The organism is Bacillus sp. FDAARGOS_235 (assembly GCF_002073415.2).
Taxonomy (GTDB): Bacteria; Bacillota; Bacilli; order Bacillales; family Bacillaceae_G; genus Bacillus_A; species Bacillus_A toyonensis.
Window position 1 is genome coordinate 1,262,111 of sequence record NZ_CP020437.2, and the last position, 16,882, is coordinate 1,278,992.

At 35.8% G+C, this 16,882-nt stretch carries 12 protein-coding genes and 1 other annotated feature; of the genes, 2 read left to right on the forward strand and 10 right to left on the reverse strand.

Translation table 11 applies throughout. From position 1 onward, the window contains the following. Positions 1-31: 31 nt before the first annotated feature. Positions 32-1,015 (reverse strand): aspartate--ammonia ligase, encoded by a 984-nt coding sequence (asnA, locus tag A6J74_RS08050; RefSeq protein WP_000284901.1) that lies wholly within the window; start codon positions 1,013-1,015, stop codon positions 32-34. Positions 1,016-1,085: 70 nt separating this feature from the next. Then, positions 1,086-1,343: a binding site (T-box leader), on the reverse strand. Positions 1,344-1,749: 406 nt separating this feature from the next. Here asnA and A6J74_RS08065 point away from each other — a divergent pair. Continuing rightward, positions 1,750-1,884, forward strand: a complete 135-nt coding sequence (locus tag A6J74_RS08065) for a DUF3934 domain-containing protein (RefSeq protein WP_000047591.1) — start codon at positions 1,750-1,752, stop codon at positions 1,882-1,884. A 102-nt stretch (positions 1,885-1,986) separates the two neighbouring features. Here A6J74_RS08065 and A6J74_RS08070 read toward each other — a convergent pair whose 3' ends face one another. The 8 genes from A6J74_RS08070 to A6J74_RS08105 form a co-directional block, all read right to left on the reverse strand. Then, the gene (locus tag A6J74_RS08070) at positions 1,987-5,193 is read right to left on the reverse strand and encodes a DEAD/DEAH box helicase (protein ID WP_000011060.1); all 3,207 of its coding nucleotides are present in this window, start codon (positions 5,191-5,193) and stop codon (positions 1,987-1,989) included. A gap of 385 nt (positions 5,194-5,578) precedes the next feature. Continuing rightward, positions 5,579-6,814: an MFS transporter gene (locus A6J74_RS08075; protein ID WP_000033172.1), complete on the reverse strand. Its 1,236-nt coding sequence runs from the start codon at positions 6,812-6,814 to the stop codon at positions 5,579-5,581. Positions 6,815-6,960: 146 nt separating this feature from the next. After that, a complete protein-coding gene (locus tag A6J74_RS08080) occupies positions 6,961-7,431 on the reverse strand; it encodes a MarR family transcriptional regulator (RefSeq protein ID WP_001030884.1) in 471 nt (156 codons plus the stop codon). Between the two features lie 161 nt (positions 7,432-7,592). Further along, the gene (locus A6J74_RS08085; protein WP_033657313.1) at positions 7,593-8,525 is read right to left on the reverse strand and encodes a response regulator; all 933 of its coding nucleotides are present in this window, start codon (positions 8,523-8,525) and stop codon (positions 7,593-7,595) included. A 2-nt stretch (positions 8,526-8,527) separates the two neighbouring features. Continuing rightward, complete coding sequence (locus A6J74_RS08090; RefSeq protein ID WP_002038412.1) at positions 8,528-9,826, reverse strand: sensor histidine kinase; 1,299 nt, start codon at positions 9,824-9,826, stop codon at positions 8,528-8,530. 63 nt (positions 9,827-9,889) lie between these two features. Beyond that, the gene (malS, locus tag A6J74_RS08095) at positions 9,890-11,602 is read right to left on the reverse strand and encodes an oxaloacetate-decarboxylating malate dehydrogenase (protein WP_002093791.1); all 1,713 of its coding nucleotides are present in this window, start codon (positions 11,600-11,602) and stop codon (positions 9,890-9,892) included. A gap of 74 nt (positions 11,603-11,676) precedes the next feature. Continuing rightward, complete coding sequence (gene aspA / locus A6J74_RS08100) at positions 11,677-13,116, reverse strand: aspartate ammonia-lyase (protein WP_000224192.1); 1,440 nt, start codon at positions 13,114-13,116, stop codon at positions 11,677-11,679. Between the two features lie 24 nt (positions 13,117-13,140). Beyond that, positions 13,141-14,412 carry a cation:dicarboxylate symporter family transporter gene (locus tag A6J74_RS08105; RefSeq protein ID WP_000713298.1) on the reverse strand — a complete coding sequence of 424 codons (1,272 nt, stop codon included), beginning with the start codon at positions 14,410-14,412 and terminating at the stop codon, positions 13,141-13,143. A gap of 376 nt (positions 14,413-14,788) precedes the next feature. On the opposite strand from A6J74_RS08105, the gene pyrH reads away from it, so the two are divergent. Next, positions 14,789-15,529: a UMP kinase gene (gene pyrH, locus A6J74_RS08110; RefSeq protein WP_001248057.1), complete on the forward strand. Its 741-nt coding sequence runs from the start codon at positions 14,789-14,791 to the stop codon at positions 15,527-15,529. Between the two features lie 53 nt (positions 15,530-15,582). Here the strand turns inward: pyrH and A6J74_RS08115 are convergent, their stop codons facing one another. Continuing rightward, positions 15,583-16,794 carry a phospholipase D-like domain-containing protein gene (locus tag A6J74_RS08115; RefSeq protein ID WP_000591925.1) on the reverse strand — a complete coding sequence of 404 codons (1,212 nt, stop codon included), beginning with the start codon at positions 16,792-16,794 and terminating at the stop codon, positions 15,583-15,585. Positions 16,795-16,882: the final 88 nt, after the last annotated feature.

Here is a 16,882-nt window from a genome sequence, read left to right on the forward strand (position 1 = left end):
TTCAAGCTACTCTCCCTCTCACTTATATTAATTAAAACAGATGAATGTTTTCTTTCTTACAAGCTTCACGTAAATCGTCAGGCCATACAGAAGATTGAACTTCACCGATATGTGCTTTGCGTAAAAAGTACATGCACATTCTTGATTGTCCAATACCACCACCAATTGTTAATGGTAGTACATCTTCTAAAATACCTTTATGGAAATCATACTCACGTTTGAAATCATCACCCGTTTTTGTTAACTGTTCATCAAGTGATTTACTATCAACACGAATTCCCATTGATGATAATTCGAATGAAGCTTGTAATACTGGGTGCCAGAATAAAATGTCACCGTTTAATTTCCAATCATCATAATCGGCTGCGCGTCCGTCATGCTTTTCACCTGAACGAAGTGCATCACCAATTCCGATAATGAAGACTGCACCGTGTTCTTTTGCAATTGCATGTTCACGGTCTTTCGGCGTTAATTCTGGATATTTATCTTCTAGCTCTTGGGAAGTAATGAAAACAACTTCTTCTGGTAAATACTTTCCAAGGAACGGATATTTTTCAAATAAGTGATCTTCCAAATCTTTGAATATTCCATAAATTGTCCGTACTGTTTCTTGTAAGTAATCTACAGTGCGCCATTCTTTTTGAACGATTTTTTCCCAATCCCATTGGTCGACGTAAATGGAATGTGTTGCATCAAGTTCTTCATCACGACGAATCGCGTTCATGTTTGTATATAAACCTTCACCAGCTTCATATCCATATTCATGTAGTGCAAATCGTTTCCACTTTGCTAGTGAATGAACAATTTCTAATTCTTCTCCTGAATGTAACATATCAAATTCAATTGGACGTTCTACACCGTTTAGATGATCGTTTAATCCTGATTTTTTTGTTACGAATAATGGTGCAGATACGCGGAATAGTTCAAGACGTTTTGCTAATTGGTCTTCGAAAAATGTTTTAACTTCCTTAATTGCGATTTGAGTCTCTCTTACTGTCATTAATGATTGATACATGGTGGTTTCCCCCTAAAATGTTTGGATGTTGTGAAAAGAAGCCAACAAAAAAAGCCCTTCTTCCCCAAAAAACTGGGACGAAAGGCTTTGGTTCCGCGGTACCACCCAAATTAGCAACAGAGGTTGCTCACTTATACAGTACGGAGATGAAGATCTCGATACTGTTCTTCTTGTAACGGCGAAGTGCCCGGCTAAGTCTACTTTCCTATAAAGGGTTTCGGTTAGCAACTCCAGGAGGTTCTTCATAATAGGCTTCGTATCAGGCTCACACCACCCCTGACTCGCTTAGACTACGTCCTACTACTACTCGTCCTTTCATAGTCGTTTTGTTGTCACATCTCTGAAACATTTTATTAATGATTATTCTATACAAAAAATAAAGAAAGTCAACAAAAAGTTTTAAAATATTTTTCAATTCTATATTTTACGGCTTTATTGATTGTTGTTAATTTAACATCTTTACTTCTTCTGCCTCGTCAATCCAAAAAATGTTTCACTAACCGAAACTAACGTATACACAACAATTAGTGTAATCGTTCGAAATATAGAATCCGCAGTATTTCTTATTATTTTCATTTTCTTTGTAATTCCTTTCAGTTTACTTGCAATTTCATGATATACTATAGCATTCAAGCAGTTTGTTTTTACTTAAAGCAAACATAGTCATTTATCAAGAGTATTTTCTAATTCATTGACTATTATCAAACAAGATTTTTATATAACGGAGTGATCATATGAGCAAAACGAAAGCGAAACCGAAAAAAGGTGTAGGACAAGGTACAGGAAGTAAAGGATGGAACCGTTGGCAATCAAGTGCAAAGAAAAAGAAAGCAGCAAAGCCATATAAAAGTAAAGGCACAAAGAAGTAATTTAAATACCATTTGATTTCTTTACTTTGTTCAAAACAAAATATAATTATTAAAACAAAAAAACTATGCTCTCATAAATTTGAAAGCATAGCTTTTTTTATTTTAAATCATAAGAATTTCTCGAATTTCTTCCTCAGTTATGGAGGATAATTTCCCTTCTCCTGGCTCAATTACTTCAGCAATTAAATTTTTCTTCGTTTCTTGTAGTTCATGCATTTTCTCTTCAATTGTTCCGTGGGCTACTAACTTAATAACTTGCACCGTATTTTTTTGTCCCATTCTATATGCTCTATCTGCTGCTTGTTGTTCAACAGCTGGATTCCACCATAAATCATATAATATCACTGTATCTGCACCAGTTAAGTTAAGACCCGTACCACCAGCTTTTAAAGAAATAAGAAACAAATCGCCTTCACCTTCGTTAAACCGATTGCATAGCTCTACACGTTCCTGCGCTGGTGTACTCCCGTCTAAATAAAAGTATGGAATCGCTTGACGATTTAACTCACGACCAATAATGGAAAGCATCTTCGTAAATTGAGAAAAGATCAAAATTCTCTTCCCAGTACTTCTACATTCTTCTAAAATCTCTAACAGTTGTTCAAATTTAGCTGAACTGCCTTTGTAATCATCAACGAATAAAGCAGGATGATTACAAATTTGTCGTAATCTCGTTAAACCAGCTAATATTCTAATTTTATTTTTACGTAACGTATCTTTGTCTAAATGTTTTAACGTTTCTTCCCTTAATTTCGCTAAATAAGCTGCATACAATCTCTTTTGGTCTGGTAATAACTCCGATGACTGTAAATGCTCTATTTTATCTGGCAACTCATTTAATACGTCCTCTTTTAATCGTCTTAATACGAATGGTTTCACTCGCTTCGCTATATCCTCACGCCTTAAATCACCGAACTCTTTTCTTCCTGGTAATAATTCTGGGAAGACGACATGGAAGATAGACCATAGCTCTTCTAACGAATTTTCTACAGGTGTTCCTGTTAATCCGAAACGATACTCCGCTTGAATCGTTTTCACCGCTTTTGCAGTTTGCGTTGTAGGGTTTTTAAACGCTTGTGCTTCATCAAGAAATAGTGTATGAAACGGCCTTTCATACAACCTTATATCTCTTCTCAGCAATGGATATGACGTAATTATGACATCAAATTCTGCTATATCTTTTAAAATTTTCCGGCGCTCTATTTGATTTCCATCTGCAATAACTGCTCTAATATGCGGGGCGAATTTTTTCAATTCACTCAGCCAATTATAGACGAGGGACGACGGAGAGACTACTAATATAGGCATGTTTTTCTCTCGAATTTCAGGCAAAACAGAGTCTATAAAAGCAATGCTTTGCAGTGTTTTCCCGAGTCCCATATCGTCTGCTAAAATGCCTCCAAAACGGTAATAGGCGAGTGTTTTCATCCACTCGAATCCATACACTTGATACTCTCGCATTTCTGCCTGTAAAGTATTTGGCACAGCAAATTTCAATTTTTTCGGGTTTTGAATATTTTCTACTAGCTCTTGAACAGAATCATCCAAACTTAAAACATTACCTTCGTGAAGTCCGTTCATCCATTTTACACTCCGGATAAGCGGAACATTCACTTCTTCCCCATGTAAAAATTCTTTCCGAATACCCGTTTCTTTTACAAATTGATTAATTTCATTAAACTCTTTACTCTCCAGTGATAATAAAGAACCGTTCGCTAATCGGTAATATTTCCGTTTCTCTTCAAGAGCTACTAATACTCCTTTAATTTCCGCCTCCGGTATTCCTTTTATATCAAAACGAAATGACAACCAGTCTATCCTCTCTTTTCGTCTAACTCTAATAAGAGGAGCTGTATCTCCTTTATGAATTCGTAATTTGATTGCTGTCGTCGCATAAATATCAAGTAAACCTTTTAATGTTGGAACGACGTGATATAAAAAATTGTACTCAGCTTCTTCATTATGCATAAAGTAACCGCCTTCCGTTTTCGCAAAGGCACTTTCACTCATAATATCTAAAATCTCTTTTTCCTTTTTCTCATCACGATTAAAAACAGACGGCTGTCCATCCTCTTCTAACGGATTAATTATGACGTTTCCATAGTGAAATTCAAGACCTGCTAACAAGCGATTTTTCACTCTATCTAAATATAATTTCGCTTTTAATACGGGTGTTTCAACACGATCTGATACTACCTCATCAATTCGTACAGTTCCTAGCTTCATTAAACCTGGTACAACTTTTGCTACAAAATATTCCATCTTATCTGCCGGAATGTATAATTGGTTACTACTAGAGCGATTCATCATTTTTTGTAATTCGATAAGCCGCTTGCAATCCTCAGCGTTCAACTGATACAGTTTCCCTCCAAATAGAGCATAACTATACGTATCCATTACCTCAACTCGTTGTAAGCCATCAATATAAAGCGTAAACCCACTGTTACTCCCTTTATTAAACTCAAAATGTAATGGAAGGAGTCCTTTTGAAATTTGTAAACCATGAAAAGATTGTCCATTTTGATTCAGTCTCACACACTCAACTTTAGAAAGTAAAGAAAGCATATCCCCCCAAGACGCTGGCGGTATTAAAATCATGCTATCATCTTGTTTTGCATGTACTTCTAGCGTATCCTCATACATTTTTTCATTATGATGAATTTTAATAAGTTGCTGAATAATCGCATCTGTATCTTGTTTAAAGCTATGTACATCTGGTGTATATGTAAACTCATTGGAACAATTAAAAAGTTCTCTTCTCTCCACCTTAAAAAGAAATTCTCTAATCTGATTTACGAAATACGTTTTGGCAAGTTTCAGCTGCATTCCTAGAAGCGCTCCACCTTGTTTCGTAACTACTGGTGTACAAATAAATTCAACATGAAGTATTTCACGTGTATCAAAACGATGTTGTTTACTTTTCGGTCTCAGTGGCTTGTCTGCAAACAACTGAAACATCCCACTTGTTAATTGATCATTCCCGCTCATGTGTTCACTACTAGCTGGGCGCATTCCACCCGTTTGCTGATTATAATTTATTTGTATCAATACTGCTGCAACATGTTGACAGTACGTTTGAAAAGACGCTAATGACGGACAACTACATTTCGCAACAACATCACCCTTTTTAATTTTTTCGACTGTAACATGAAAATCTTCGTTTCCTTTTACTGTCGCCTCGCAAATTTCTTTATTTTCATCATAATGATTTATTATTACTTTATTTGATTTATAATAAGCTTCGCCTCTTTTATATGAGGTCTCTCCGCACACTTCTTTAATAATCGATTTATTTAACGTAAAACTCATTGCTTTGACACTTCCTTACTGTAAAACCATTTTCTTTTACTTAACATTTTACATGCTTCACGAGAAAATATAAAATGTTGGTTTAACAAAAAAGATACTTATTTATAAACGCCTCAGACTGTAAGCAAATAGAGTTTCAGCACTTGTCCCTAAACTCTTAAAACCGCCTATTATACAGGCGGTTCTGAAAGGTTCCAGCATAGTATTTAAATATTTTCTACATTTTTCATGTAAAAGTTTTACTGGCCATCGCATCAACAATTTAAAAGATATGATTTTATGAAGAAGAGTGATAAAGGTTTTTCACACACACACCGTAGAGATGGATGTGCATATTTTGATGCAGGGGGCTTACTGTCTATAATAAGAGGATAAAGTAGATAATTTACATATTTTCATGCGTGCCCTTATATAAGACTGTTATTGCGGCTAGTATAAGGATGATCCCCATACAAGCAGGTGCGGCATGCCCAAGTGAAACATAAATTTGACCTCCAATAATCGGCCCAATCATTCTTGCTAAAGCTTGAATAGATTGACTACCTCCTTGAATCCTTCCTTGTTCACTAGAATCGACAGACTTCGAGAGCATCCCATTGAATGAAGGTCCAAAGATGGAATCACCAAAACCATATATAAACATTCCAGCGATAAGAAACGGATAAAATGAGAACAAAGCTGATGCTGCAATAAGACTATAACCTATAATCTCCGAAACCATTCCGAGAATTGCTATCTGTTTATCAGTAAGTTTTGTCAAAAGTTTTGGCATTATAAAACTTTGTGAAATGATATCTTGGAATCCCATAATTGAAAACATAAGTCCGATTAACGCAGGCTTCCAACTAAAAGTATCCATTGTAAATTGTGAAAAAATTGCCTGTAAAGATCCATTTGGTATCCAAAGTAAGAATGCTGAGACAAGTAGCCATTTTAAATTTTTCATGGAAAGTATATTTGCAAGTTGTGTAAATGGATTCAATCTTACAAAGGTAATCTCTTTCAATCTTTTATTTTTGTCAAGGCTCTCAGGCATATATAAGATTCCATAAACAACATTTAATAAAGTTATGATTACTCCAAAATACATAGGTACAGAATAACCAAACTTGGCAAGATATCCACCTATAGTTGGTCCAATAACAGTGCCTACTACTACAACCGCACTTACCCATCCGAAGTATTTCGTTCTTTGTTCTGGAGGAATAATATCTGCAAAATATGCGAAGATAGTGCTTATGCTCCCTCCTGTTATACCTTCTATTATGCGCCCAGCAAATAGTATCCATAGAGCTCCTCCTATGCCAAAAACTAAGTACCCGATTGCGGAACCGAAAAGGCATACTAAAAGTAATGGACGACGACCATATTTATCACTCAAAGCTCCAAGTGCGGGAGCCGCAAAAAATACGCAGACTGCATAAACAGAAGTTAATAGCGTAACGAAGACCGCTTGTTCTGCCGAATTACTTGTATACGGCTGCACTAAAAATGGAACGACAGGTATTATAATGCTGAATCCTATTCCACAAAGAAACACAGAGATAAGACCGAATAGTAAGGCGTGTTTATCTATGACTCTTTCCGTATTATGTTCATTATGTGATCTGAATTTGGACATTTACATTCTCACCCCAACAGTTATTTTTGTTTCCTTATCAACAAAACAATAACTCCATTTTGTTTCCCTGTCAACAAAATTACAACAATAAAAAAGGCAATCCATCCTTGGACTGCCTTTCGTTTCATTTTTATTTTTTAAATAGATTACGACTTAATATGTACACCTTGTTTCTTTATTTCTGTATCTAAATGTCTACTATACTTTTCCACAAAGCTAAGTATACTATCAAATTCTTCCTCGGTTACTTGATCAAACACAACTTTATCCCGTTCTTCAAACTCTTTGTGCAGATCCTCATGTATTTTATAAATTACTTTCCCTTGTTCAGTAAGCCTAAAATAGATTTCTTTCTTATTATCCGACTTCTGATAACTTTCGATAAGGCCTTTTTTTATAAGTTTTTTTGTTATTCTACTTATGGCACCGCGAGTCATATAAAAGGACTCCGCAAGTTTTGTCACGTTAGAATCTACATTTTTTTCAATGTATTCGATACAATGTACTTCAGAAGAATTATACCCCTTAAGACTGTCTTCCATCTTATCCTTATTAAGCCAAACAATCTTATTATATAAGTCCCTGAAACCCACTATGATCTTTTCTTCTTTATTCATGCCCTGTCCTCCTCCCCGTTGGTGCATTAACCATATTATATTTATTTTTTGCTTCTATTCCAACTCTAATGAAAAAAGAGAGTCAAAAGCGTGTTGAGCACCAAGAAACTCAATGTCATTTGAACAAGACTTTGTCTACAATCTGAAACACTTATCTCTTTTCATTCTATCTCCATCAACCGTTTTGCCTCAAAATACAACACTTGAATAAACTTCTTCGTGTTAATACGTATATGACCAGAAGCCGCTACTTCATCTTTCGTCATTTCTGTCATCCGTTTTCTAACTATAGTAAAATCAAAAAATTTCGGAGCATAGCTTTCAAATTTCGGATTCGAAAAGTCTGTTAACCCGAGGGAAGCTAAGTGATTTAACGATTGATAAATCGCCCTTCTTACCCTTTGCTCAGATGCTTTCTTCTCTTTATCAATATCCGTATCTAAAGCTACATCCCCTAATTTCCTTATTGTAATATGATGGAAAATATCTTTTAATGCAGGAAATCCAAATTCAAATGTTTGTGCCTTTTCCTGCCCATATAAATATTCCAACATACTAAGCAAGTCTTTGCTTCCGTTCTCTCCCGCAATACCGAGTTCTGATAATAAATAGCGCCCTGAATCCGCTATTTTCTTCCCTTCTTGTATTGGCTCATTTCGAACTTGCGGCTGTTCCCACTTAAAAACGTTATTCAATGATTTTTGAATATCATGTATAGAACGCTCCAAACGAATACGCTCCATTACTTTTCGTACAACAGATACAACTTCAATTTTATTCAGTGGCTTTGTAATATAATATTCTACTCCAAGTGTATACGCCTCACCTATAAGTTGCTTCGATTCAACTTGAGAAATCATAATGATCTTCCCAGTAAAAGCGGACGCAATATGACGAACTGTTTCAATTCCGTCTCGCATTGGCATTAATAAATCAATAAACAAAATATCTACTTTTTTAAAATTCAGTTGGTCCGCTTCAATAAAAGCTCCGTCTTCCGACTCTCCAATTACTTCCCCAAGATCTCCATCTTCAATAATTTGCGAAAGCATAGAACGGAAAACTTCATCATCATCTACGATATAATAAAACAACATTATTCCCCTTCCCGCTTTAAACTGCACTCCGGTAAACAAACGATAAACTTACACCCGCCACCAGTTTCTCGTTCTTCTAATCTCACTTCTCCACCTAGCTCTGTTACCATTTCGTTTATGTAAGAAAGTCCAATACCTGTTGACGGTGTTCCCGTTTGATCATACTTTGAAGTAAACCCTGGCTTAAATACTAATTTCTTATACTTCTGTGCAATACCAGGACCATCGTCAATTACTTCAAAGAATATATGTTTATCTCGTTTATATAGCTTTATACTAATGAGACCTCTATCCTCAATTGCTTCCACTGCATTTGCAACTAAATTATTAAAAATTGATAGAACTGTATACACGTGATATGCAGCGTGCTCACCTTCTATATGTTTAGAAAAACGTATATCTTTTCCTAGCATTTCAGCATACTTCTCATTTATTCTTACAATTATTTCCGCTAATTCATGTCCTTCTACATACTCAGCCACATTTTTATCTAATAACAGTTTAGATAACCCTGCAAAAATCCTTTGATTATCCTTTTTTATTTCATGCACTTCTCCTGCTATTTTTAAAGCTGTTTTGCTATTTAAGTCATCGTTCGCTTGTAAGTTTCGATATAGTTGATATGCTTCCTGTGTAATTAACTCAGCATTTTGTAACGTTTTTTTCAAATGGACAGATTCCACATATAAATTAGAGAGATACATTAACATATTTTCATTTTCTTTTCGAACTTGGGATTCTTTTAATTTCGTTTCATATAAATTCATCATATTTAAAAAACCGAGCGCAAAGAAACTACGGAAAATAGCTATAATGATTAGTTTATTCACTTCAGAAACTGTTATCGTTGTGCCTAGTACGAGCATATGATAAAACGCAAGTTCTGACATACTTGCAATAATTTCAATTGAAATTCCAAGGCACCCAATAACAATTGGCTTCTGATGAAACTTATTTACCCTACAAAACGAAAAGAGGCTTCCATAAATAAAATAATAAAAGAACACAGGATAGCGCAAATAAAATGATTCTGTCATATGGAATGAACCTTGCAATACCCAGTCAAGACTTACACGGAATAAAACTACAGATATACCGACGAGAACACCTGCAGCTGCTGCTGGTATTCTTCTTAAAAATAATAATAAAAAGAAGAAAAGCGGTGTCCCGAAGCTAACACGAAACATATCATTAAAAGGATGAAAATTAAGCTCTCCAGCAATTGGGACAACTACCATTAATATAATTAAAAGATACATATCTTTCTTCCATAATTGATTCCAATTCAAAGCTGCCACTTCCTATATATTTTTCAAAATGTATAAGTAAAGCCCGTTTATTATTATAAACGGGCTTTTTCTCTATATACTAACCTTTTCTACCGCTTTTATTTGACGATACTCAGGCTTCCACATTGCTTCTTTCACTGCAATCTTAATATCGTTATCACTTAAGTTTTCTCTAGCAACACCTTCTGCAACTGCAACTTTCGCTACTTCAATTGCAACTAGTTCAGAGATATTACGTAACTCTTCAACTTCTGGCAAAATAGGTGCTCCTGGCTGACTTGTATCTACCATACTTGCAACTGCTTCAGCTGCTGCTGCGAACATTCCATCCGTCATGACGCTTGCACGAACAACAATTGTACCAAGACCTAGTCCCGGGAAAATAAGTGCGTTATTTGACTGTCCAATCACATACGTTACACCGTTATATGTAACTGGTTCAAACGGACTTCCTGTTGCAACTAACGCTCTTCCTTCTGTCCACTCGATTAAATCTGCTGGTTTCGCTTCCGCAAGTGGTGTTGGATTCGACATTGGTAAAATAATTGGTCTTTCTACGTGAGAAGCCATTTCTTTAATAATCTCTTCTTTAAATGCGCCCGCAACTGTTGATGTTCCAATTAAAATTGTCGGTTTTACATGTTTCACAACTTCAGCAAGCCCGATCACATCATTTTGTTTCCAATCACTTACTTCCGCTTCTTTTCTTGCATATGGAATTTGGAAATCAAGAAGACCTTCCATATTATCTGTAACTAATCCGTTACGGTCAATACACCAGAAACGATTATGAGATTCTTCATCTGATAAGCCGACGCGAACCATTGCATCTCTTACTTGATCTGCGATACCGATTCCAGCCGTACCAGCACCAAACACAACAACACGGTGCTCACTTAGCGGTACACCAGAAGCTTTTACTGCCGATAATACAGCAGCAAGTGAAACTGCCCCTGTACCTTGAATATCATCATTAAATGTACAAACGTCATGACGATATTTATCTAAAATTTTTCGTGCATTTCGAGAACTGAAGTCTTCCCAATGTAGAAGCGCCTTTGGGAATTGTTTATTTACCGCTTGAACAAACGTATCAATAAATTCATCGTACGCTTCACCTGTTATACGAGGATGACGATTTCCAATATAAAATGGATTGTTTAATAATTCCTCACGATTTGTACCTACATCTAAAATTACCGGTAATACACGGCTAGGATCGATTCCAACTGCGGCCGTATATACAGCTAATTTCCCGATTGCGATGTTAATTCCACCAACACCCCAATCACCAATTCCTAATATACCTTCTCCATCCGTTACAACGACTAAATCAATGTTTTCAGCTGTTGCACCGATATTGGCAAATGCATCTTCAATACCTGATGGATCGTTAATTGATAAATAAATACCACGTGGTTTACGGTATTCATGACTATACCTTTGAATTGCTACACCTACAGTTGGTGTATATACAATCGGTAACATTTCACGTAAATGATCTGTTAATATACGATAAAATAATACTTCATTTCGATCATGTAACGCCGTTAAGTATACATTTTTTAATAAATCATCCGGCTGAGAACTAAATTGTTCATATGCTCGGCGTGCTTGTTCTTCTAATGTTAAAACAGCTGGCGGTAATAACCCTTTTAAACCTAACTCTTCTCTTTCCTCTTGTGTGAAAGCTACCCCTTTATTTAAAAGTGGTGTTGATAATACTTCTGCTCCTCTTAATGTTGTTTCTAATGCACCATTAGAAGCCACTGTAAACTTACTCATAACATCCCTACCTCTATTCATATATAGCATTTCTATATTGTAAACAAAAAAGAGGGGATTGTCCCCCTCTTCTTTTAATTTTTCTTTAAAAGAGTTGCTCCTGCAATCCCTGGATGTGTCATTTCGAATGGATCTAGAATTAACTCTAAATCTTCTTGTGACAATACACCATTTTTTACACAAAGTTCACGAACGGATTGACCTGTTGCAATTGCTTCTTTCGCAACACGAGCTGCTGCTTCATAACCGATATGAGGGTTCACGGCTGTAATAATTCCTACACTTTTCTCAACGTACTCTTTTAAACGATCTTCATTCGCTTCAATTCCTTTTAAGCAATTATCTGTAAAGGCACGGAAACCATTATTCATAATGCTAATAGATTGAAGTAAGTTGAAAACAAGTACTGGTTCCATAACATTTAATTCTAATTGTCCTGCTTCTGAAGCAAGACAAATTGTATGATCGTTACCAATAACTTGGAACGCAATTTGGTTAATAACTTCTGGCATAACAGGGTTTACTTTCCCTGGCATAATAGAAGAACCTGGTTGACGAGCTGGTAACATAATTTCTGCTAAACCAACACGTGGACCTGATGCCATTAAGCGAAGGTCATTCGCAATTTTAGACATATTCATCATACATACTTTTAGTGCTGCAGATACTTCTGTGTACGCATCAGTATTTTGCGTCGCGTCCACTAAATCTTCTGCACCAACAAGCGGTAATTCACTAATTGTAGCAAGATGTTTTACAACTGCTTCAATATACTCTGGATCTGCATTTAAGCCTGTACCAACTGCAGTTGCTCCCATATTTACTTCATATAAATGTTGACGTGATTGCTTAATACGTTTCATATCACGTTCTAGTACGCGAGAATACGCTTTAAACTCTTGTCCAAGACGAATTGGTACAGCATCTTGTAAATGCGTACGACCCATTTTAATAACATGGTCGAATTGTTCTGCTTTTAATTCAAATACATCATGCATATAACCCATCGTTTGTAATAAGCCTTCTAATGCATTTAATGTCGCGATATGAATCGCCGTTGGGAATGCATCGTTTGTTGATTGTGCCATATTTACATGGCTATTTGGACTAATATAATGATAGTCTCCCTTTTCCATTCCTAATAATTCAAGAGCACGATTGGCAATGACTTCATTTGCATTCATGTTCATTGAAGTACCCGCACCGCCCTGAATTGGGTCGACGATGAAATGATCGTGCCATTTTCCATCTAGAATTTCTTGAGCAGCTTCTGCGATCGCGCCGCCTTTATTCAATTCCAATCTACCTACATCTGTATTTGCAAGTGCTGCTGCTTTTTTTACAACTGCGAATGCTTGAATTAAACCTTCATGAATTTTGTAACCTGTAATTGGGAAGTTTTCTACTGCACGCATTGTTTGTACGCCGTAGTATGCATAATTTGGTACTTCTTTTTCACCTAAAAAATCTTTTTCAATTCGCACACCATTTTTAACTTCAGTTAATGTTGCCATGATTATTCACTCCTTAACGATTTCTTATGCTGCTTTTGTTTCTTTGACTGTTTCTACATATTGTTTTGCTTTCTCATTATCGAATTCGCCTTCCCACTTCGACATAACAATGGCCGCTAATGCATTTCCTAATACATTGACAGATGAGCGAATCATATCTAAAATGCGGTCAATTCCCGCAATTAACGCGATACCTTCTAGTGGTAACCCCATTGAACCTAACGTTGCTAATACAACAACGAACGATGCACCTGGAACTCCCGCCATACCTTTGGATGTTAACATGAGAACGAATAATAACGTTATTTGCTCCGTCAGTGACATGTGTACACCATACATTTGTGCAACAAACAATGCCGCTAACGCTTGATAAATAGCCGATCCAGTCAAGTTAAATGTATAACCTGTCGGAATTACGAAAGAGGCAACTGCCTTTGGACAACCGAACTCTTCCATTTTTCTCATTATATTAGGTAAAACAGCTTCTGAACTTGCTGTCGTAAATGAAAGAATAAGTTCTTCTTTTAAAATTTTTATTAATGTAAAAATGTTTACGCCAACCATTCGTGCATTAATACCTAATACAATCACAACGAATAGTATAACAGTTACGTATACAGCTAGCACTAGTTTTCCTAACGGAAGTAGTGTTGCTACACCAAATTTTGCAACCGTAACAGCAATTAATGCGAATACACCGAATGGTGCAAACTTCATAACTTGATTTGTAACCCAAAACATTGCTTCGAGTACACCTTCAAAAAAGTTAAAGACAGGCTTTCCTTTTTCTCCAATTGCTGCAACTCCTAAACCAAATAACACGGAGAAGAATATAATCGGTAATAAGTCACCTTGTGAGATAGATTCAAATACGTTTTTCGGTACAATATGAACAATCGTTTCAGCAAATCCTTTCTTCTCTGTTGCATCTGCAGTTTGTTTATAAGAAGAAATATCACTTTGCTGTAAATTGCTCATATCAACGCCAGTACCTGGTTGGAATATATTCGCTGCAAGTAATCCCATTAAAATAGCAATCGTCGTAATAATTTCGAAATAAAGAATTGTCTTACCGCCCAGTTTCCCAAGCTTTTTCATATCTCCCACGCCAGCTACCGCAACAATTAATGCTGAAATAACAATTGGTACTACAATCATCTTAATTAAATGAATAAATATATCCCCAATTGGTGTGATATAAGAAATCGCCGTTTTATTGCCATAAAAGACTGCCCCTACTACAATCCCTAAAACAAGCGCGACAAAAATTTGTGTTGCCAATCCGAATTTTTTCATTTATGTTCATCCCCTTCATGCGAACGCTTTCAATTTGAATTTATAAAAGCTACTCACACATCATATAAGCGAACCTACAAAATCATACAAAAACCTACAAGTTTGTCACAAAAAATTCAAATATTTTTCTTCTATTTTTCATTGACACCATTTTGTTAAAAAACGATAAAATATACTTGATAAGTAATCAGATTGTTTCGTATAATCAAAAAGATATATACTTAAAACAAATCGAAATGAAAAGGAGTGGATAGTATGAAAAACTACACAAAGCAATTCGTCCTATCTTCTTCTTTTCTTTTTCATTTTCTTAAAAAGGAACAAAGGCATTCGCCTTTGTTCCTTTTTTATTGCGATCTATATAGGGGGAATTGTTATGAGGCCATATAAAAGAGTTTTAATAAAACTAAGCGGCGGCGCTCTTGCCGATCAAACTGGAAATAGCTTTAACTCCAAACGATTAGAACATATCGCAAACGAAATTTTATCCATTGTTGATTTAGGTATCGAAGTATCCATCGTTATCGGTGGCGGTAACATTTTCAGAGGTCATCTAGCTGAAGAATGGGGAATTGATCGTGTAGAAGCTGATAATATCGGTACGTTAGGTACGATCATTAATAGCTTAATGCTCCGCGGTGTTTTAACTAGTAAAACAAATAAAGAAGTACGCGTTATGACTTCCATCCCTTTTAACGCAGTAGCTGAACCATATATTCGCTTGCGTGCAGTCCATCATTTAGATAACGGTTATGTCGTTATTTTTGGAGGCGGTAACGGGCAACCTTTCGTTACGACAGATTACCCAAGTGTACAGAGAGCAATCGAAATGAATAGTGACGCCATATTAGTCGCAAAACAAGGAGTAGACGGTGTCTTTACAAGTGACCCAAAACATAACAAATCAGCGAAAATGTATCGAAAGCTGAACTATAACGATGTTGTTAGACAAAACATACAAGTCATGGACCAAGCCGCTTTATTGCTTGCTCGGGACTACAATTTACCAGCACATGTCTTTAACTTCGATGAGCCTGGGGTGATGAAGAAAATATGTTTAGGGGAACATGTGGGGACGTTGATTAATGATGATGTTTCGATGCTTGTGCATGAATAATAGTTATTTCTCATGAAAAGGGTGTCTATTAAAGACACCCTTTTCATTAACCTTTATAAATAAAAATCAGCCAATCCCCCCAACTTCTCCTTACAACGCTCCCAAAATGATAACTTCTCAAAAAATTCTTTCGTCATTTCTTTCGAATCATGAAAATCTTGCGTTAACGCCTCATTCACTTCTGAGACGATAGATCCACCATGAATATACAAATTCATCTCATCATTAATATAGAAGCTACGTGCAGTAAAGTTCGTTGTACCGATAACAGTTAATTCATTATCAATTAACATTAACTTCCCATGAAACATTCCTTTTTTATACCCATATACAGTAATCCCATTATTAACAGCTTGACGTATGTATGGATACGCCGCTTCTTTTATAAGAGGTAGATCTGGTTTATATGACCAAAGTATTTTTACTGTAACACCACGCTTTTGTGCTGCGATTAAAGCATTCATGGATTCTTTATTTTTTGCTATAAAATACGGCGTTGCAATTACAATGGAGTGTTGAGCTTGTTTTATGAGCTCTATATATTTTTCAGCAACGTAATGCCCATTGTAACTAGTCATAGTATGTAATGTATTCCCTTTACTAGCTTTATTCGTACTCCTCTTTATATCTTCTTTCGTATCTCGTTTCCAATCTAAAGCGAATTGCTGTTCTAAATCTTTTGCTCCTTCTCCTTTAAGCCGTACATGATAATCACGCCAATATCCAAATCGCTTATCTTTCCCTAAGTACTCATCTCCTATATTAAATCCGCCTGTATAGCCAATCTCCCCATCAATCGTCGTAATACGGCGATGATTACGATGATGAAGAGAATAAAACCCGAATGGTAATTCAGGTTTTCTACTATATGTAAAATGCACACCACTTTCCTGCAATTCATTTTTCATCTTTCTTTCAAATGATAAATCATTAATGCGATCAACCGATAAATAGACGTTTACTCCTTCTTTCGCCTTCTCTTTTAATAAGTTTAAAAAAATATGACTACTTTTATCATCCGACAAAATGAAAAAATAAGTGTAGATGGAGCTTTTCGCTTTTTTAATATCTTCAAATAGCTGCTCATATAATGACTTCCCTTCTACATATAATTGAAAGTCACTATAATGAGGTGTATACTCTGTCGGCATGTTTTTCCCAGCTTCCATTTTCCTACCTAGGGTAACATCGATATGCATCCAAATTAAAATAAAAACGAAAATAGCAATAATAATAGAAGTAACTCGTAATATTTTTTTAATCATTTTGATTTCCTTCCGATCATTTTCTTTCCACCCTTCTATTTTGTCATTCAAGTTTAGATTTCATGCTTCATACAAAAAAGGATGCGAC